Source organism: Xanthomonas sp. NCPPB 1062 (genome assembly GCF_041481705.2).
GTDB lineage: Bacteria > Pseudomonadota > Gammaproteobacteria > Xanthomonadales > Xanthomonadaceae > Xanthomonas > Xanthomonas euvesicatoria.
In genome coordinates this window covers 1,655,746-1,674,145 of sequence record NZ_CM192987.1, presented here as the reverse complement: position 1 = coordinate 1,674,145, position 18,400 = coordinate 1,655,746, and the positions used below count along the sequence as shown (strand labels likewise).

The window sequence follows — 18,400 nt, the reverse complement described above, 5'->3', positions numbered from 1 at the left end:
GAGCCAGCGCACGCCAGTACACAGCGCGCATTCCATGCCCTGTTTCGCTCATCAGACAGCGTTGCGAGCACCGTCCAGAAACAGGCACACGCGCATCGATCAGCAGCGACTAGGCGCGCGATTTCGCATACGCGGCCAACGCCGCATCGCGGCCCTCGGCCAAGCCGATGATCGGATTGCGCGGATACTCCGGTGCAAAGCGAGCCAGCGACAACGGATGCAACCATGGCGCGAAGCGTTCCTTCACCGCGAGCTTGCCCAGCTCGGGCACCCAGCGCGTGATGTATGCCGCATGCGGGTCGAATTTTTCTGCCTGCGTCACCGGATTGAACACGCGGAAATAGGGCGCCGCATCGGCGCCGGTACCGGCCACCCACTGCCAGCCCAGCGTGTTGTTGGCCAGGTCCGCATCGACCAGCGTGTCCCAGAACCAGCGCGCGCCTTCGATCCAGTGGATGCGCAGATGCTTGCACAAAAAACTGGCGACGATCATGCGCACGCGATTGTGCATCCAACCGGTATGCCAGAGCTGGCGCATGCCGGCATCGACGATCGGAATGCCAGTGCGGCCCCGCTGCCAGGCCTGCAATGCAACCGGATCGACCGTTGCCCAATCGAATCCTGCAAAGCGCGGGTTGAGATTCTGGTTGGTGGTGTCCGGGAAGTGATGCAGCAAGTGATAGGCAAAGTCGCGCCAGCCAAGCTGCCGGATATAGGCATCGATTTCTGCGCCATTGCGCGCAGTGCGATGCGTCTCCAGGGTGCTGGCGATCCGCCACGGCGCAATTTCGCCGAAGTGCAGATGCGGCGACAGTTGCGAGGTCCCGACGCGATCGGGGCGATCGCGGTTTTCGCGATATCCAGACAACGCGCCGTCGATAAAGATCTCCAGCATTTCGTGCGCGCCGGCTTCGCCGGGCTGCCAGTGCTCCCAGAAACCCTGGTCCCACTGCAGGCCCGGCACCAACTGCAGCGTGTCGAGCGCATCGGTCTTCAAGCTTGCAGGCAATGGCGGCAGACTGCGCGGCGCACCTATCGCGGCGGGCAATTGCAGCTGCGTCAGCGCGTTGCGCCAGAACGGGGTAAACACCTTGTAGGGGCCGCCCTGCTGCGTGGACAACTGCCACGGTTCGAACAGCAATGCGCAATTGCAGCTCTGCACCTCGATGCCGCGCTCGCGCAAATCGCGCTTGATCTGCGCATCGCGCGGCTGGGTGGCCGGCTCGTACTTGCGGTTCCAGTACACCGCCACCGCACCGGTCTGCGCGATCACCTCATCGAGCACCTGCGCGCTGTCACCGGAGCGAATGACCAACCCACTGCCGAGCGCGCGCAGGGCACCGTCCAGCGCTGCAAGCGAGCGATGCCGCCAGGTGCGCGACGCGGCGCCAGGCGTCCATTCGCCCTCTTCGTGCGGCGCATCGATGTACAACGGAATCGGGTGATGCCCCGCATCGAGTGCGGCGCGCAAGGCCGGGTTGTCTTCCAGACGCAGATCGCGACGGAACCAGACGATGGCGTATGACATACGAGCTCGGCAGCAAACGGTGAGGCTGCGCAGCATAAGCCAGCGGGCGCAACGATGGCGCGATGCCGGGCGGTGGATGACCACCCGGCCGTTCCCCGGCAGCGCTTACTCGAAACTGCCCACCGAGTCGTGCGCCAGGTTGTCGAAGCGGGTGTACTCGCCGAAGAACTTCAGCTTGCACGAGCCGGTCGGTCCGCCGCGGTGCTTGCCGATGATGATTTCGGCCAGGCCCTTGTCCGGCGAATTTTCCTTGTTGTAGTAATCGTCGCGGTAGATGAAGACGATCATGTCCGCGTCCTGCTCGATAGCGCCCGACTCGCGCAAGTCCGCCATCACCGGGCGCTTGTCGGTGCGCGTTTCCAACGAGCGGTTGAGCTGCGACAACGCAATCACCGGCACGTTGAGCTCCTTGGCCAGGCCTTTCAGCGAGCGCGAGATTTCCGAAATTTCGGTCGCGCGGTTTTCGCTGTTGCCCGGCACCGACATCAGCTGCAGGTAGTCGATGACGATCAGGCCCAGGTCGTGTTCGCGCTTGAGCCGGCGGCACTTGGAACGCAGCACTTCCGGCGACACGCCCGGGGTGTCGTCGATGAAGATCTTGGTTTCCTTGAGCATCTTGATCGCGCCGGTCACGCGCGCCCAATCCTCGTCTTCCAGCGCACCGGTACGCAGGCGCTGCGCATTGATGCGGCCATTGGAGGAAATCAGGCGCATGGCCAACTGCGAGGCCGACATTTCCATCGAAAACACCGCCACGCCCTTCTTGGACTTGATCGCGGCGTATTCGGCGATGTTCAGCGCAAAGGTGGTCTTGCCCATCGCCGGACGCGCCGCCAGGATGATCAGGTCGGTCGGCTGCAGGCCGGCGGTCATCGCATCGAAATCGGTGTAGCCGGTCGGCAAGCCAGTGATGTTGCCGCCGTTTTCGAAGCGGTTGCGCAGCTCTTCGAAGGCATCCTTCAATGCCCCGGGCATGGCCACGAAATCGGTGCGCCCGCGCGCGCCGGCTTCGGCGATCTTGAACACGGCCTTTTCGGCCGAGGACAGCAACTCGACGCTGTCGCGCCCTTCCGGCTGAAAGCCGTCGTTGACGATGTTGGTGCCCACCTCGATCAACTGCCGCAGCACTGCCTTGTCGCGCACGATTTCCGCATACGCGGCGATGTTGGCCGCCGACGGTGTGGTGCTGGCCAGCTCGATCAGGTACGCACCATCGCCCACCTGCTCCAGCTTGCCCTGCGACTCGAACCATTCGCCCAGGGTCACTGCGTCGAACGGACGGTCCTTCTCGTTCAGTTCGCGAATCGCGCGGTAGATCAGCCGATGGTCGCGCCGGTAGAAGTCGTTTTCGGTGAGCTGGTCGTTGACGCGGTCGAACGCGTCCGGCGCCAGCATCAGGCCACCCAACACCGCCTGCTCGGCCTCGACCGAATGCGGCGGTACCCGCAACTGGTCCAGACGCGGCTCGGGACGATCGTAATCGTCGTCGTCGCGATCGCGACTGCGCTTGGAACGGAAACCAGGACGAGCGGACATGGACAAACAAACCTGACGCGGGGAGACGAGGGCAGGAAGCATAGTCATCGGCGCGGCCGGCGACCATGCACAACTCTGTGGATAACTGGTGTATAGCCGGTGCATCCACGTGCTACGCGCCGGCCGTCGCAGATGCCGAGACCCTTGCGCCGCTTGGGTTTCCGCCCTCGCCCAGGGCCCAACGGGGCGCCGCATTGACGTGCGGCGCCGCTGTGGTCAACTCAGCGCTTGAGGTGCCCGATCAGGCCCAGGAACTGGTCGATGAAGCCCTGCAGGAACTTGCGGCTGTCGGCGTTGGCAATCTGGTCGTCGGGCCCGAACAGGCCGTCCTTGTATTGCAGGAACACTTCCGGCTGGCCGAGCACCTGCATATCCAGATACGCCAGCACGTTACGCAAATGCTGCTGCGCGGTGGCAGTACCGATCGCGCCGACCGAGATGCCCACCACCGCTGCCGGCTTGCCGGCAAACGCGCTATCGCCGTAGGGACGCGAGCCGGTGTCGATGGCGTTCTTGAGCACGCCGGGAATGGAGCGGTTGTATTCGGGGGTGACGAACAGCACCGCATCGGCAGCGCGGATCTGCTGCTTCAGGCGCGTGCCTTCGGCGGGATAATCGCCGTCGCGGTCCTGGTTGTAGAGCGGGATATCGCCGATCTCCAGGTACTCGAACACGGCCTTGTCGCCGGCCAGGTGCTCCAGCGCGCGTGCCAGCTGGCGGTTATACGACTCGGCGCGCAGGCTGCCGACCAGCACGGCAATGGTGAGCTTGCTCATGGGGAATGCTCCGTGGAAACAGGGCCCCACCCTACCCAGCCGGATGCTCAGGGCCGGTGAAACGCCGCCGGCGTCTGTAGCGCAAGCGGCAGTGCGTGCACGCGAGCGCGGCAACGCGCATAGGCGGTTTCGCCTACCCCGCCCGGTGTGCAGACCACAACCTACAGGTGTCAGCGCACCACGGCCGCACGCTGTTCGCGCCAGTGTGCCTGCCATGCCTGGAACATCAGCACCGTCCACAGATGCGTATGCCATTTGCGCTCGCCACCGTTGAAGTCGCGCCACAGGCGGGCCACGCTGTCGGCGGCGAACACGCCTTCGCGTTGCAGGGCGCCGTGCGCCAGCAGATCGTCCGCCCAGCCGTGCAGGTCGCCACGCAGCCATGCGCTGACCGGGGCGCCGAAGCCGCGCTTGCCGCGGTACACCATTGCGTCCGGCAGGTAGCGGCACAGCACGCGCTTGAGCAGATACTTGCTCACTCCATCGCGATATTTCAGCGACAGCGGCAGCGACCAGGCGAATTCGGCCACGCGCCAGTCCAGCAGCGGCGCGCGCGCTTCCAGCCCCACCGCCATGGTGGTGCGGTCCACCTTGCACAGCAGATCGTCCGGCAGGTAGGCGGCAAAATCGGCCAGCATCATCGCATCGGCCGGGGTGCCGGACCCATGCAGCGGGTCGGCCAGGCTGTAGAAACTGTCGGGTTCGGTGGCGCCCAGCACCACCGCGGCCGGATCGCGCCAGCGCGAAATGCGGTTGCGGTAGATGTCGCCGATGCCACGTGCACCGGCCTCGGCCACCAGCGCGGCCAGGCCGCCGGTGCGCGAAGATTCGCCATTGCGACGCGCTGCCACCGCCATCAGGCGACGCAGCGGGCCCGGCACCAGGCCATGCATGCGCCAATTGCGCAGTGCGCGCTGATACCGTCCATAGCCGAAGAACAATTCGTCGCCACCATCGCCGGACAGCGCCACCGTGACCCCGCCGCGCGCCAGCCGTGCGACCAACGCCGTCGGCACTTGCGAGGCATCGGCGAAGGGTTCGTCGAACATGTCCGGCAGGCCCGGCACCACTGCCAGCGCATCGGCGCCGCTGACATACAGTTCGGTGTGGTCGGTGCGCAGATGCGTGGCCACTTCGCGCGCCAGCGGCGCTTCGTCGTGATGCGAACCTTCGAAGCCGATGCTGAAGGTGTGCACCGGCTGCGCGCTTTGTGCCTGCATCATCGCAGTGACGATGGACGAGTCGGTGCCGCCGGAGAGAAACACGCCCACCGGCACATCGGCCACCATGCGCAAGGCCACCGCATCGCGCAGTACGCTATCCAACTGCTCTTCGGCCTGCGCGTCGGTACCGGTGAACGGCGTCGCCAGCGCGCGCTGCATCGCCTCGCGGGCGTTCCAGAACGGTTGCTGCGCCTGATCGGGACGATGCGCGGCCGCGCCGGCTGCAACGGCTTGTGCATCCATGCGCAGCACGCGGCCGGGCATCAGCTTGAAGGTGTGCTCGTGGATGCAGGCCGGCGCCGGGATATAGCCCAGCCGCAGCAGCAGCGTGAGCGCATCGCGATCCACGCCGTTGTCGAAATCCGGATGCTGCCACAAGGCCTTGAGTTCGGAACCGAATACCAGCGTGTCGCCGGCCCACCCGTAGTACAGCGGCTTCTTGCCGACGCGGTCGCGGGCCAGGAACAGGCAGTTGTCGCGCTCGTCCCACAACGCAATGGCGAACATGCCGTTGCAGCGGGTCAACGTCTCGTCCAGGCCCCACTCCACCACGGCCGCCAGCAGCACTTCGGTATCGGAGTGGCCGCGGAAGCGATGCCCAAGCGCGGACAGCGCTGCGCGCAACTGCGCGAAGTTATAGACCTCGCCGTTGTAGGCCAGCACGTAGCGGCCGTCTGCCGAGCGCATCGGCTGATGGCCGAGCGGCGACAGGTCCAGAATGCTCAAGCGCTGATGCGCCAGCGCTACGCCGGCCTGCGCATCGCACCAGGTGCCGGCATCGTCGGGGCCGCGGTGGCGCAAGGCGGCCCCCATCGGCCGCACCAGCGCATCGAGCTGTTCGCCATGCAGGCGCGGCGAGGCCAGCAACATTCCTGCCAATCCGCACATCGTCAGCGCTCCTGCCGGCCGGCCACGGGTAACCGGGCGGCGCCGGCACGCGTGTCGCCTTGCATCCGCGCAAGCAGGCGCACGGCGAATGGCGATGGCGATGCAAGAGAGCAGAGACAAGCGTCTGCCCGGCACGCAGCGGTATGGCCATCAGCCACGTGCAGATCGCGCAGACAGCTCATGCCGCCACCGATGCAGCTGCCGGCATCGGCACGAAACGCGGTAAGCCCTGCACGCGTTGTATCCACGCACCAATCGCGGGCCAGCGCTCCAGATCGAAACCGCCGTCTTCGGCGCAATGGGTGTAGGCAAACAGTGCGATATCGGCGATGCCGTAGTCGCTGCCGGTGAACCAGGTGTGCTGCTGCAGATGCTGCTCCATCACCGCCAGCGCCTGCTCGCCGCGCGCGCGCAGCTGCGGCAACTCGGCGCGGCGTGCGGCATCGCGCGGCGTCCACAGGCTGATGAACCGCGCCACTGCCACATACGGCTCATGGCTGTATTGCTCGAAGAACATCCAGCTCAATGCCTGCGCGCGCTGCCACGCATCGGTGGGCAGATACGGCGTGCCTTCGGCCAGCCAGAACAGGATCGCGTTGGATTCGGTCAACACGCGGCCATCGTCGCGCTCGACCATCGGCACCTTGCCGTTGGGGTTCTTGGCCAGATACTCGGGCGTGCGGGTCTGCCCGGCCACGCTGTCCACCTCGACCCAGTGATAGCGGCTGCCCAACTGTTCCAGCAGCAGGCGCACCTTGTAGCAATTGCCGGAACTGGACATGCCATGGACGGTCAACGGGGGACGCACGCTCGACATCTGGCTGGCTCCGCGGCAGCAACGAGGGGGCTGGCAGTGTCACAGCCCCGCGTGCCTTTGCAAAGCCCTGCACGCAGCAGCGGCGCACCGATGCCAGGGTTGCGTGCACTGCCGCGCCGACCTGCGTCAGGCCAAGGCCACCACCGCCACCGGCACACTCAACACCGCGATCAGGATGCCCAGTGCCGCCACCGTCAGCGCCCAGGCGCCGAACGCACGCGTGCGCGCACAGCCGGCAGCGGCGGCAACGGCCTGCACCGAGCAGACCGACCACCACAGCGCCCCCAGCATCAGCAGCAAGATGCATGTCGCCAGTTGCGCCATGCCGGCCGGATCGGTCGCGCCGGTGCGCAGCAATGCAACCTGGCCCTTGAGCGCGACCACGGCCGCCAGCAGGCATACCAGCCACGGCAAGGCGCAGCCGGCCATCGCCGGCAACACCTGCCCAAGCTGGGCGCCGCTGCCCATCCACCGCAGGATCTGCGTGAGCAGCACGCATCCCAGCAAGGCGATTGCAACCACGACAATGACCCCACCGGCCTTGGCCCATAGCGGCAGCGCGTGCAGCCACACCCACGCCGACAGCAGCGTGGTCGCCGCAAACACCGCCCAGGCGCTCCAGCGCAACCGAGCATGCTGCGGCATCCGGGCCACGGTGGCATGTGGATCGAACATGATTCCGCCCAGGCCACCGCCGCGCCACCAGAAAAAGCACGCCACCAGCAACGACACCAGGGCCACCAAGCCGGCCAGCGGGTAGCCGAGCGCACGCCAGTCGGGAGGCTGCGTGCGCCGCTGCGGCCGGAGATCGTGATTCAAGTACAGCAGGTCGCGCGCGCGTTCCATGTCGGCAGCCGCGCGCGCCACGCCATTGGCCGGAATACGGTCGGTGAAGCGCTGCCACTCGCCCACGATGACCAGCTTTCCCTCGCGCATCGCGATGCTGCGCGAAAAGCGGAACCACGGATTGGCGACCACTTGGGTATCTGCCTCCACCTGGGTCGCCGGGTCGCTGTGCACGCGCACGGTCTGCCGCGCCAGCCGCGGTCCGCGCAGTGCCAGCGGGCTCTTGCGCGGCTCTTTCGGTAACGCATCCATCCATTCGCCAAGCTGGAACAACGGGAAACCCAGCTCATCGCCCTCCTTCGCTGGCCACTCCAGCCGGTAGGCTTCGTGCGTGCGCACATTCAGCGGGTCGGCAGCGTCGATGCTTGGCACGCTCACCTGGGTCAGCGCGGTGTAGTACTGCTGCATGAATTCCAGATAGTGCTCGCCCACCGTCTGCGCACCATCGTCGTCGAAGCTGCTGGCGACACGCTCGCCGCGGCCCTGGCGATAGATGGTGTCCACCGTGAAGCTTGCCCAGCGCTGCGGCTTGCGCAGCGAAATGGAGATTTCTTCGTTCACTTCGATCTGCGGCAACGCAGGCATCGGCGCAGGCACTTCAACCAACGTGTCCTGCCCTGCAATCACGGGCAATCCGCGCACGAACGGCAGTGGCCGCCGCTGGGCCAACGGGCCCTCTTCGCGATCGCGCGTGGCATCCACCCACACCTCGCCCTGCGGCAGATGCGCCCGCACCACCACATGATCGAAGGCGTACGGACTGGGCAACCGCTTCTCCAGCCCATGCCCCTTGTCGCTGTTGACCAGCACCGGCTCGGCGCGGATGCCGGCCAGCTGCAAGAGTGCGATCAGCAGCGTCGCCTTGTCCTTGCAGTCGCCGTAGCGGTTGCGCAGCGTTACTTCGGGCGCGTGCGGGGCGTGCGAGTTTTCGCCCATGTCCAGGCCGACGTAACGGATCTCGCCCTGCACGAACGCCACGGCGCGCAACAACGCGCCCTGCGGGTCGTCGCTGCGCAACCCCAGGCTCTGCGCCATCTTGGCGGCCACCTGCGTCTGGTTGAATGCACGCGGATACAGCTGCGCCGCCCAGGCCGCCACCGCACCCCAACTGCCGGCGGTGGACACTTCGATCACGCCATACGGGTCCACATCGTCGGGCGCGTCTTTTTCTTCCTGCACCGCCGCGATATTGCTGGCCCCGATATCCAGTTGCGTCACCCCATCGAGCGTGCGCACGTTCCGGCCAAACCCCGGCGCGCTGATGCGCCACTGCAGCGGCATGTCGGCCCGATAGCGCACACGTACCCGGCGCTCGCCCAGCGGCACGCCGTAGCGCGCTTCGAACACGTCGTAATAGCCCTTGCCGAACACCGGATTGCTGCCACTGATGGTCACGCCATAGTCAACGCGATCGCCCACGCGCAGATCCGGCAAGGTGATCGACAGCGTCAGCGCACCATCGATCAGGCCGTTCTCCAGCCCGCTTTCGCGCCGCAATCTGGCGTAGTGCGCCTGCGTGCGCATATCGATGCGCTTGCCGGCGCGCCAGACCTCCAGGCTGTTGAGTTCCAGCTGCTGGTACTGCGGCTGGTAGTCGATGGAAATCTGCCCGGCTTCCTCCAGGCTCTTGGCCCGTTGCACGGTGTAGCTGAGCCGGCGGTAAGCCTGCGGCACGCGGCCGGTCAGATCGACCTGGTCGGACACCAGTTCATAGCGCAGCCCGGCAGCGCCAGGCACGTTACCGGGAACGGCATCTGCCACCACCCAGCCCGGCGTCGGCGCCATGCGCGGCGCCTCGTTGGCCCATGCCGGCACGATCCCGGCGCCGGCCAACAACCACATCGTGCAGAAGACGCCGCACAGGCGTCGCATCACATCCCTGCTGATCAAGCCCCACTCCTCGTCAAAACGCATTGAGTCCTGTCAGCGCACGGCCCACCACCAGCTGATGCACGGTTTCGGTGCCTTCGTAGGTGATCACCGATTCCAGGTTCAGCGCATGCCGGATCGCCACATGCTCGGTGGTGATGCCGGCCGCGCCCAGCAGGTCGCGGCATTCGCGCGCCACATCCAGCGCCATGCGGCAATTATTCCATTTTGCCAGCGAGATCTGCTCCGGCTGCAGCGTCCCGGCGTCCTTCAAGCGCCCGAGCTGCAAGGCGAGCAGCTGGGCGGTGGAAATCCGCCGCGCCATGTCGGCCAGTTTGATCTGCGCGCTTTGCGTGGCGGCCAGCGGCCGGCCGAACAGGATGCGCTCGCCGGCATAGGCCAGCGCCTCGCGCAGGCAGGCCACCGCCGCCCCGATCGCCCCCCAGGCAATGCCGTAGCGTGCCTGGTTGAGGCAACTCAGTGGCGCCTTCAAACCGGCCGCCCGCGGCAACCGCATCTGCTCGGGCACGAACACATTGTCCAGGAACAGGCCCGAGGTGACCGACGCACGCAGGCTCATCTTGTGGCTGATGTCGTGCGCGCTGAAACCGGCGCTGTCGGTTTCGACCAGAAAGCCGCGCACGCCATCGTCGGTATGCGCCCAGATGATTGCCAGCCCCGCGATGCTGCCGTTGGTGATCCACAGCTTGGCGCCATTCAAGCGCCAGCCATCGCCCTCGCGCACCGCGCGGGTGGTCATCGCAGCCGGGTCCGACCCGCCCTGCGCCTCACTGAGGCCGAAACAACCGATGACCCGGCCGGCGGCCATTTCCGGCAGCCAGCGCTGCCGCTGTTCGTCGCTGCCGTAGGCGTGGATGGGGTACATGCACAACGACGATTGCACGCTGACGAAGCTGCGCAGGCCGCTGTCGCCGCGCTCCAGTTCCTGGCAGATCAGTCCGTAGCACACCGCGCCCAGGCCCGCACCGCCGTCGCGCGGCGGCAGGCTGGCGCCCAGCAACCCCAGTTCCGCCAGTTCCGGGATCCACTCGCGCGGAAAGCGTCCGGCATCGAAGGCATCGCCGATGGCCGGCACCACCCGCGTATCGGTAAAGCGCGCGACAGCGTCCTGCACCGCCCGCTCTTCGTCGGTGAGCAGCGCGCGTACATCGAACAGGTCATCGGGGCGCACCGGCATGTTGGCTTCCATCGCAAGCTGAAAGCTCGATTATCTGCCAGTTGCCGGCCGAACATGGCAGTGCACCCGTGCGGCAATGGCGCAAACGAAAAGAGCCGGCATTGCCGGCTCTTTTCTCACTGCTGCGCTGACTGCGCGGCGCGGCGGCTTACACGTTACTGCCGGGTGCTCAAGCCGTCCTGGCGCACGTTGGAATCGCCCGCCGTCGATGCCATCTGGGTCACCAGTTGGCCATCGACCACCGGCAGCCGGTCGCTGGTGGGCTTGTCGTTCATGCGCACGGTCTTTTCAAACCCGTCGTAGCGGTAGGTGACGTCATAGGCCACCACGTTGTCGGCGTCGCCCAGCGAGATGCGTTCGCCCGGCTTGCTGTCCATGCGCATGGTGCCGGTGGTGCCGTCGGCATTGCGATAGGTCACGTCGTAGCCCACCACGCGCGAGGACTGCGAGTTGGCATTTTCGGTATGGCATTGACGCTCGGTGCGATCGACGACCCGGCCACCGACGTGGTTGCGGTCGATGCGGTTACCGATGAAGCCGCCACCCACCGCGCCTGCGGCAGTCGCCAGCTTGCGGCCGTTGCCGCCACCGACCTGATTGCCGATCAGGCCGCCGATGACCGCACCGGCCACGGTGCCGCCGACGTTACCGTCGCGCTCGGGCAGACGCTCCTGCACCACGACATCGCGGCACACCTCACGTGGCGAGGTACTGGTGGTGGTTTCGCGAATGGCGTTGCTATTGATCACCTGCGCGTACTGCGGCTCGCGCTGGGTGATGGGAGCAACCTTGACCACATCGGCATATTCCAGGCCGCGCGGCGCCGGCTGGCCGTTGGCGACAAAATCGCCGGACGATGGGCGGTTATTCATGAAGGCGGCAGTGGCGACGCCTCCGACCAGCAAGGCACCAGCAGCGACCAGTATAGTTGTCGTATTGCTCTTCATAACCAGCTCCCTGCGGACGCACCGCGTTGTTGACGGCCGTGATTCCAGCATGGGAACCCTGAACGAAAAGGCGCTCGCTCATGAACACGACGGTTAAGTTCAGCTAGCGGTTACTTCATGCATCTCTAACAGCCGGAGCATTCGCATGCGAAATCCCTTGACCGCACGCGCGCTGGACTGGGCCAGCACGCTGCGCTATCCCACCTTGTTCAAGCTGGCTGCCGCCCTGTTTCTGATCGACATGGTGGCGCCGGACCCGATCCCGTTCCTGGACGAAGTGCTGTTCGGCCTGACCACGCTGCTGCTGGCCAACTGGAAAACCCGCAAGTCGCCAATGCCGGCACCGGCGCGCCGCGACTGATGCAGTTGATCGACAGCCATTGCCATCTGGATGCAGGCGAATTCGACCACGACCGCGCGGCGGTGATCGCGCGCGCGCGCGCCGCGGGCGTCATGCAGCAAGTGGTACCGGCGATCACTGCTGCCAGCTGGCCGGGCCTGCGTGCGGTCTGCGATCAGGCGCCTGGTCTCTACCCCGCTTATGGCCTGCACCCACTGTTTCTGGACCAGCACCGCCCCGAACACCTGGAGCTGCTGGCCGAGTGGATCGAACGCGAGCGGCCCTGCGCGATCGGCGAATGCGGCCTGGACTTTTTCGTCGACGGATTGGATGCGCAGGCGCAGCGCGCCTATTTCGATGCTCAGTTGCAGTTGGCCAAGCGCTTCGACCTGCCGCTGATCGTGCATGCCCGCCGCGCCACCGAAGAGGTCATCGCCCGTATCAAGGCGATAGGTGGCCTGCGCGGCGTAGTGCACAGCTTTGCCGGCAGCCCCGAGCAGGCGCAGCAGTTGTGGAAACTGGATTTCATGATCGGCCTGGGCGGCCCGGTGACCTACCCGCGTGCCAATCGCTTGCGAAGGCTGGTCGCCAGCATGCCGCTGCAGCACCTGCTGCTGGAAACCGACGCGCCGGATCAGCCCGACGCCGGCAACCGCGGCCAACGCAACGAGCCGGCGTATCTGCGCACGGTATTGGACTGCATCGCCCAGCTCCGCGGGCAAGACCCTGCGCACATTGCCGCGCTCACGTCGGCCAACGCACGCAACCTGTTCGGCCTACGGCGCTGAGCGCAGCGTACGCATCAGCGCGAGCGCCCGGTCAGCACGACAGCGCGCAGGCAACATCACGACGCCGCAACCGCCTCGGCTGCCGGCGCCGCGGCCTTAGGCTTGGGCTTGAGCAACATCTCCAGCGCCTTGCCCACTGCCACGAATGCAAAGGTGCCGGTGATATGCGTGGCCGCGCCCAGCCCTGCCCCGCAATCCAGCTTGAGCGTGGCATCGGCATCGAGCTGCGGGCGGATGCCGCAAACGCTGCCATCGGCCTGCGGGTATTTGACGTTTTCCAGCGAATACACCGCGGGCACGCCAAAGTAGCGCTGCGGGTTCTTGGGAAAATTGAATTCGCTGCGCAGCTTCTTGCGGATCAGCGCCAGCATCGCATCGTGCTCGGTGCGCGAGACGTCGCGCACGCGCACCAGCGTTGGGTCGGTGCGCCCGCCCGCCGCGCCCACGGTCAGCAGCGGCAACTTGCGCCGACGGCACCAGGCGATGGTTTCCACCTTGACCCGAAAGCTGTCGCAGGCATCGATCACCAGGTCGAATTCCTCACCCAGCAAGGTCTCGATATTGCCCGAGGTCAGGAAAGCCTCGACGGCGTCGACTTCGATGTCCGGGTTGATCGCCACGCAGCGTTCGGCCATCGCGCGGGCCTTGTTGCGACCGTACTGGCCAGCCAGCGCCGGCAACTGCCGGTTGGTGTTGGACACGCACACGTCATCGGCATCGATCAGGCGAATGTGCCCCACCCCGGTGCGTGCCAGCGCCTCGACCACCCACGAGCCCACCCCACCCATGCCGACCACCGCCACGCGGCACGCCGACAGGCGCTCGACGGTGCCGACCCCATACAGCCGGTCGATACCGGCAAAGCGTTCACGCCATTGTGCTTTCATCGGCCTATTTTACGCGCCCCGTCCAGGGCGCGCCCACGCTGCCGCAACGAACGTTGCGTCCCAGGAGCCACCTTATGCACGCCCCGCCTCCCACCCAATCCCGCGCGGCCCGCTACGCCTTCATGCTGGTGCTGGGCCTGCTGATCGGCCTGGTCGCCACGGTCATGGTGGCCAACGCACTACAGGCGCGACGCGACCCGGTGCCCGACAGCCTGATGCAGATCATGGCCTACCAATTACGCGCATTGCGACCGGGCGAAGGCGTCGCCTGCACGCCGGCGCAGCAACAGCGACGGCTGCAATCGTTGCGCCTGCTGGCCGACGAAGTCGAGCCGGCCTTCCCTGCAATTGGCGAGGACCGCCGCTTCGGCGAGCACGCACAGGCATTGCGTGCCGCGCTGGATCAGGTCCAGGGCGTAACGCTGACCGATTGCAGTCAACTGGGCCAACTCCACACCCGCATCTCCGATGCCTGCGAGGCCTGCCATCGCGACTTTCGCTGAGGTTGGATGAATACGACGCTCGGGTTTCGTTAAGCCTGCAGTGTCGCAGTTGGCAGGCCGTTCACCTGGACCATCACAGGATGGCGTCGCCGCGGCCCCGGCCGCCTTTTCGAACCACCCCGGAGAGATCTCATGAAAACCCGACTGCTCGTCATTGGCCTGGCTGCAACCGCGACCCTGGTTGGCTGCGCCACCTCACAGCCCCAGTACGGCAGCTATCGCGGCGACCGCGGTTATGACCAGGGCTACTCGCAGACGCAGCGTTGCGTGGATTGCGGCATCGTGACCCGGATCGACGAAGTCGGCCCGACCCGTACCGCGCCGACCGGCACTGGCGCCGTGCTGGGCGGCATCGTGGGCGCGGTGGCCGGCCGCCAGATTTCCAAGGAAACCGGCGGCAGCACGGGCAACAAGAATGTTTCGGCCGTCGCCGGTGCCGCTGCCGGCGCGCTGGCAGGTAACGCCATCCAGAACAATGTCACCAGTTCCAGCTTCGACGTGCAGGTGCGCATGGACGACGGCCGCGTGATCGTGGTCAACCAGCGCGACCTGGCTGGCGTGCGCGAGAACGCGTACGTGCGCGTGGTCAACGGCAAGGTCGTGTTGCGCTGATCCATCGGCTCGGCGGCGCAGACGCAGCGCCAATGCGTCGCCAGTTGGCAAGGGCCGCGGACAACACGGTTGCAGACAACAAAAAGGCCCGGTGACGGGCCTTTTTGTTGCGTGGCCGATGCGCTCCGGGCAACCGGCTCAGACCACCTGCACTGCATCGGCCTGCAAGCCCTTCTGGCCTTGCACGACCGTGAAGCTGACCTTCTGACCTTCCTTGAGACTCTTGAAGCCCTGGATCTGGATCGCGCGGAAATGCACGAAGACGTCTTCGCCATTTTCGCGGCTGATGAACCCAAAGCCCTTGGCATCGTTGAACCACTTCACGACACCATTTTCGCGTTCGATGTTGGACATCTCGACTGACTCCCTACGACACTGTGATGGACTAGCGGTGGTGGCTGTGATTGCAAGGAGGAAGCGAGGTACAAGGATGTAGCGGATCAGGCGATCTACCGCATCAGGCCACGATTCACGGTGACCTTTGCAAACAGCAGCGGCTGCAACTTAACCCGCACAAAATGAATTTTCAAGCACCTCTTGCGCCTTTTTGTCAAGCCTGAATTAGGACCTGCGTAACCATCATGGACACTGCCGTCGTTTACTACGTCTTGGCCACAGCGCTGGTGCTGATCGGCCTGGCTGGGGTCATCCTGCCGGCCCTGCCGGGCCTGCCCCTTGTGTTCGCCGGCCTGCTGGTTGCCGCCTGGGCCGACCATTTCACCCACATTGGCTGGGTGACGCTGGTCGTGCTGGGGTTGATCACCGCGCTGTCGTACCTGGTGGACTTCCTGGCCACGCTGTACGGGGCGCAGCGGGTAGGTGCCAGCAAGCTGGCGTTGTGGGGTTCGGTCATCGGGGGCATTGCAGGCATTTTCTTCATGCCGATCGGGCTGTTCGTCGGTCCGTTCGCTGGCGCCTGGCTTGGCGAGTATTACCAGACACGCAAGTCCGGCCAGGCCACCAAGGTCGGTCTCGGGACCTGGGTGGGCATCATGCTCGGCACCGCCACCAAACTGGCGCTTGGCCTGTGCATGCTGGGCGTGTTCGCCATCGGCTGGTTTTTCTAGGGCTCTGGAACGGCTCCACGGCGGTGACGCGCTCCTAGTCCAGGACGCGCGTAACAGCCACATGCGCTCACTCCGCTGACGCGTGACAGCCACATTCCATGCGCATACCCGCTCTACGGCAACACGTCGCAGGCACAGACTGAGCGACCGGATTCGATCGAATGTTATGTCGCCGTGTACACACGGCGTATGCAGACGCGACCGTTAAGCTGCGCATCTCTGCGCCTGCCTGGCGCCTTTCCCTCGGCCAGACTGCCCATGTCCAAGCACCACACCCGCCCCCTGATGCTGATCGCACTGGCCGCCGCGCCATTGGCCCATGCGCAGGAAATCGCACCGCAGCCGGCCTCGCCGCAAGCCTGCACCTCGGTGACGTCCGATGCCGCTCGCCTGGCCTGCTACGACAAGGCACTGGGCTACACGCCGCAGCAAACCGCGGAGGCAGATGCCGCCGCGCAATTGGCCAAGCAGAAGGAGGCCAAGCCCGACGATACGCGCACCATCAGCCGGGTCGGCGACTTCTTCCGCGCCGACGGCCAGGACCAACCGAAAGAAGAAGCCGTGGCCAATGCCGGCCGTGGCTCCTTGCTGGACCGACGCTGGGAACTGGCCAAGGACTCCAAGCTGGGCACCTTCCAACTGCGCGGCTACAAGCCGGTATACCTGTTGCCGGCATTCTGGACCAGCGACACCAACCGCACCCCGCAGTCGCCCAATCCGGCCAACTCGGTCAACACGCCGCAACAGCTGGACAGCACCGAGCTCAAGTTCCAGCTCAGCTTCAAGACCAAGGTGGTGGAAGACCTGTTCGGCGACAACGGCGATATCTGGATGGGCTACACCCAGAGCTCGCGCTGGCAGGCCTACAACGCCGATGCGTCGCGCCCGTTCCGCGAGACCAATTACGAGCCCGAAGCGATGCTGGTCTTTCGCAACAACTACAGCATCTTCGGCTGGAAGGGCCGCATGAGCGGCATCAGCCTCAATCACATGTCCAACGGGCGCGCCGACCCGCTGTCGCGCTCGTGGAATCGGGTGATCCTGAACTTCGGGCTGGATCGGGAGAACTGGGCGCTGACACTGCGCCCGTGGTTCCGCATCAAGGAAGACCGCGCCGACGACAACAATCCTGATATCGAGGATTACATGGGCCGCGGCGATGCGACGCTGGTGTACAACAAGGATGGTCACGAATTCGCGCTGATCGCACGCCATTCGCTGCGTGGCGGCGACCGCTCGCACGGTTCGGTACAGCTGGACTACGGCTTCCCCATCACCAACCTGTTGCGCGGCCATGTGCAGGTATTCGATGGCTACGGCGAAAGCATGATCGACTACAACCACAAGGCAACCTATATCGGTGTGGGCGTGTCATTGCTGGAGTGGTTCTAAGCGCAGCTCACAAAACTACTGCATTCACCGCCAGCCGCATTCGGCCGGTGCGCGGAATGGCATGTACGACTCGTACACTGCCATTCCTGTGCGCCATCCTCGTGGCTGGCGACTCCACTACGTTTTGTGAGCCGCTGTCGGCGCGGCGACTAGTTGCGGCAACTCATGACCGGCGCTGATGTCAGCTGAATTCGCGTACGTCGCGGTCCCGTCGCATCATGCGCCGGAGTTAATCGACACGCCGCACCGAGTCAATCCAATCAAAAAGCCGGCATGCGTGCATGCCGGCTTTCATGTTCTTTCAAACCCTGTTTGCAAGACGCTTGGGACTCCCCACAGCTGCGGCAACACCGCTATTGCCGCGGCTTTCTTGCAATCGCCTCAGACGTCGAAAAAGTCCACCTTGCCGTCCTGCAAGGTGTAGTACGCACCGACCACGCGCACGTTGCCGGCACGCAATGGTTCGAGCAACGCAGGCTCCGATGCCGCGCGCAAGCGGTCGACGGTACGTTTGACGTTGGCCTTGACCGAGTCGGCCAGCAGGTCGGTACCGCCCTTGGCCTTGGCGGTCAGCACCGCCGGAACGATCGGCTCGATCATCGAGCCGATTGCGCCCGGGAAGAACGTGTTGTTCTCCACGACCGACACTGCCGCCGCCACCGCACCGCAGCTTTCGTGGCCCATCACCACCACCAGCGGCACGCCGAGCTGGCTGACCGCATATTCGATCGAACCGAGCGCGGTGGTGTCGACAGTATTGCCGGCGTTGCGGACGATAAACATTTCGCCCAGGCCGCGGCCGAACAGCAACTCCGGCGGCACGCGCGAATCCGAGCACGACACCAGGATGACGAACGGGGTCTGGCCCAGCGCAAGCTCCAGGCGGCGCTTGCTGTCGGAGATCACTTTCTTGGGGCGGTTTTCGACGAACGCGTTGTTGCCGTCACGCAGAATCTGCAGCGCCTGCTCGGCATTCAAATCGGTTTTCTTGGACGGCGCCGCGCGCAAGGCGAACGGCAGGGATGCGGCAGCGGCCGCGATCGGCGCGCAACAGGCGCACTGAAGCAATTTTCGACGCAATGCGGAATGCGACATGGACGAGCCCCCTGCTCTGTGGTTGGTGACGCGATCGTACTATGTGGCGGACGCGACCAAACGGGCCGGATGGAGCGTCTGCGATCAA

General features: G+C 65.5%; 17 protein-coding genes. 6 read left to right on the top strand and 11 right to left on the bottom strand.

Features of this window, described 5'->3' with window-relative positions; all coding sequences use genetic code 11:
- Positions 1-109: 109 nt before the first annotated feature.
- The 8 genes from ACCQ16_RS07315 to ACCQ16_RS07280 form a co-directional block, all read right to left on the bottom strand.
- Positions 110-1,528, bottom strand: coding sequence for a cryptochrome/photolyase family protein (locus ACCQ16_RS07315; RefSeq protein WP_277572884.1), 1,419 nt, complete (start codon positions 1,526-1,528; stop codon positions 110-112).
- A 105-nt stretch (positions 1,529-1,633) separates the two neighbouring features.
- Positions 1,634-3,064, bottom strand: coding sequence for a replicative DNA helicase (locus ACCQ16_RS07310; protein WP_014089789.1), 1,431 nt, complete (start codon positions 3,062-3,064; stop codon positions 1,634-1,636).
- A gap of 221 nt (positions 3,065-3,285) precedes the next feature.
- Complete coding sequence (locus ACCQ16_RS07305; protein ID WP_014089788.1) at positions 3,286-3,840, bottom strand: NADPH-dependent FMN reductase; 555 nt, start codon at positions 3,838-3,840, stop codon at positions 3,286-3,288.
- Between the two features lie 170 nt (positions 3,841-4,010).
- Positions 4,011-5,951: an asparagine synthase (glutamine-hydrolyzing) gene (gene asnB, locus ACCQ16_RS07300; protein WP_011346937.1), complete on the bottom strand. Its 1,941-nt coding sequence runs from the start codon at positions 5,949-5,951 to the stop codon at positions 4,011-4,013.
- A gap of 178 nt (positions 5,952-6,129) precedes the next feature.
- Entirely contained in the window at positions 6,130-6,768 is a 639-nt protein-coding gene (locus ACCQ16_RS07295; RefSeq protein ID WP_218541662.1) for a glutathione S-transferase family protein, read from the bottom strand.
- Positions 6,769-6,894: 126 nt separating this feature from the next.
- Positions 6,895-9,456, bottom strand: a complete 2,562-nt coding sequence (locus ACCQ16_RS07290) for a DUF3857 domain-containing protein (RefSeq protein WP_277572941.1) — start codon at positions 9,454-9,456, stop codon at positions 6,895-6,897.
- A 61-nt stretch (positions 9,457-9,517) separates the two neighbouring features.
- Positions 9,518-10,693, bottom strand: a complete 1,176-nt coding sequence (locus tag ACCQ16_RS07285) for an acyl-CoA dehydrogenase family protein (protein WP_014089785.1) — start codon at positions 10,691-10,693, stop codon at positions 9,518-9,520.
- 143 nt (positions 10,694-10,836) lie between these two features.
- Positions 10,837-11,628, bottom strand: coding sequence for a glycine zipper 2TM domain-containing protein (locus ACCQ16_RS07280; RefSeq protein ID WP_011346932.1), 792 nt, complete (start codon positions 11,626-11,628; stop codon positions 10,837-10,839).
- 145 nt (positions 11,629-11,773) lie between these two features.
- On the opposite strand from ACCQ16_RS07280, the gene ACCQ16_RS07275 reads away from it, so the two are divergent.
- Both ACCQ16_RS07275 and ACCQ16_RS07270 read left to right on the top strand, forming a co-directional pair.
- Positions 11,774-11,989, top strand: coding sequence for a DUF6116 family protein (locus ACCQ16_RS07275; RefSeq protein WP_277572883.1), 216 nt, complete (start codon positions 11,774-11,776; stop codon positions 11,987-11,989).
- Positions 11,989-12,756: a TatD family hydrolase gene (locus ACCQ16_RS07270; protein WP_011346930.1), complete on the top strand. Its 768-nt coding sequence runs from the start codon at positions 11,989-11,991 to the stop codon at positions 12,754-12,756. Before ACCQ16_RS07275 ends, ACCQ16_RS07270 begins: the two co-directional genes overlap by 1 nt.
- 56 nt (positions 12,757-12,812) lie before the next feature.
- Here the strand turns inward: ACCQ16_RS07270 and ACCQ16_RS07265 are convergent, their stop codons facing one another.
- A complete protein-coding gene (locus ACCQ16_RS07265) occupies positions 12,813-13,643 on the bottom strand; it encodes a tRNA threonylcarbamoyladenosine dehydratase (protein WP_277572882.1) in 831 nt (276 codons plus the stop codon).
- Between the two features lie 74 nt (positions 13,644-13,717).
- Here ACCQ16_RS07265 and ACCQ16_RS07260 point away from each other — a divergent pair, with 74 nt between their 5' ends.
- Together ACCQ16_RS07260 and ACCQ16_RS07255 are read left to right on the top strand one after the other, a co-directional pair.
- The gene (locus ACCQ16_RS07260; protein ID WP_136733849.1) at positions 13,718-14,146 is read left to right on the top strand and encodes a cytochrome c; all 429 of its coding nucleotides are present in this window, start codon (positions 13,718-13,720) and stop codon (positions 14,144-14,146) included.
- Positions 14,147-14,278: 132 nt separating this feature from the next.
- A complete protein-coding gene (locus tag ACCQ16_RS07255; protein WP_007966687.1) occupies positions 14,279-14,758 on the top strand; it encodes a glycine zipper 2TM domain-containing protein in 480 nt (159 codons plus the stop codon).
- A gap of 138 nt (positions 14,759-14,896) precedes the next feature.
- Here ACCQ16_RS07255 and ACCQ16_RS07250 read toward each other — a convergent pair whose 3' ends face one another.
- Complete coding sequence (locus tag ACCQ16_RS07250; RefSeq protein WP_003483561.1) at positions 14,897-15,112, bottom strand: cold-shock protein; 216 nt, start codon at positions 15,110-15,112, stop codon at positions 14,897-14,899.
- A 227-nt stretch (positions 15,113-15,339) separates the two neighbouring features.
- Here ACCQ16_RS07250 and ACCQ16_RS07245 point away from each other — a divergent pair, with 227 nt between their 5' ends.
- On the top strand, positions 15,340-15,825 hold the full coding sequence (locus ACCQ16_RS07245) for a DUF456 domain-containing protein (RefSeq protein ID WP_008577289.1): 486 nt from the start codon (positions 15,340-15,342) through the stop codon (positions 15,823-15,825).
- A gap of 258 nt (positions 15,826-16,083) precedes the next feature.
- Entirely contained in the window at positions 16,084-17,217 is a 1,134-nt protein-coding gene (locus ACCQ16_RS07240) for a phospholipase A (RefSeq protein ID WP_029819061.1), read from the top strand.
- Positions 17,218-17,598: 381 nt separating this feature from the next.
- On the opposite strand, the gene ACCQ16_RS07235 is transcribed toward ACCQ16_RS07240, so the two are convergent.
- Positions 17,599-18,237, bottom strand: a complete 639-nt coding sequence (locus tag ACCQ16_RS07235; protein WP_029819060.1) for a carbonic anhydrase — start codon at positions 18,235-18,237, stop codon at positions 17,599-17,601.
- Positions 18,238-18,400 lie beyond the last annotated feature (163 nt).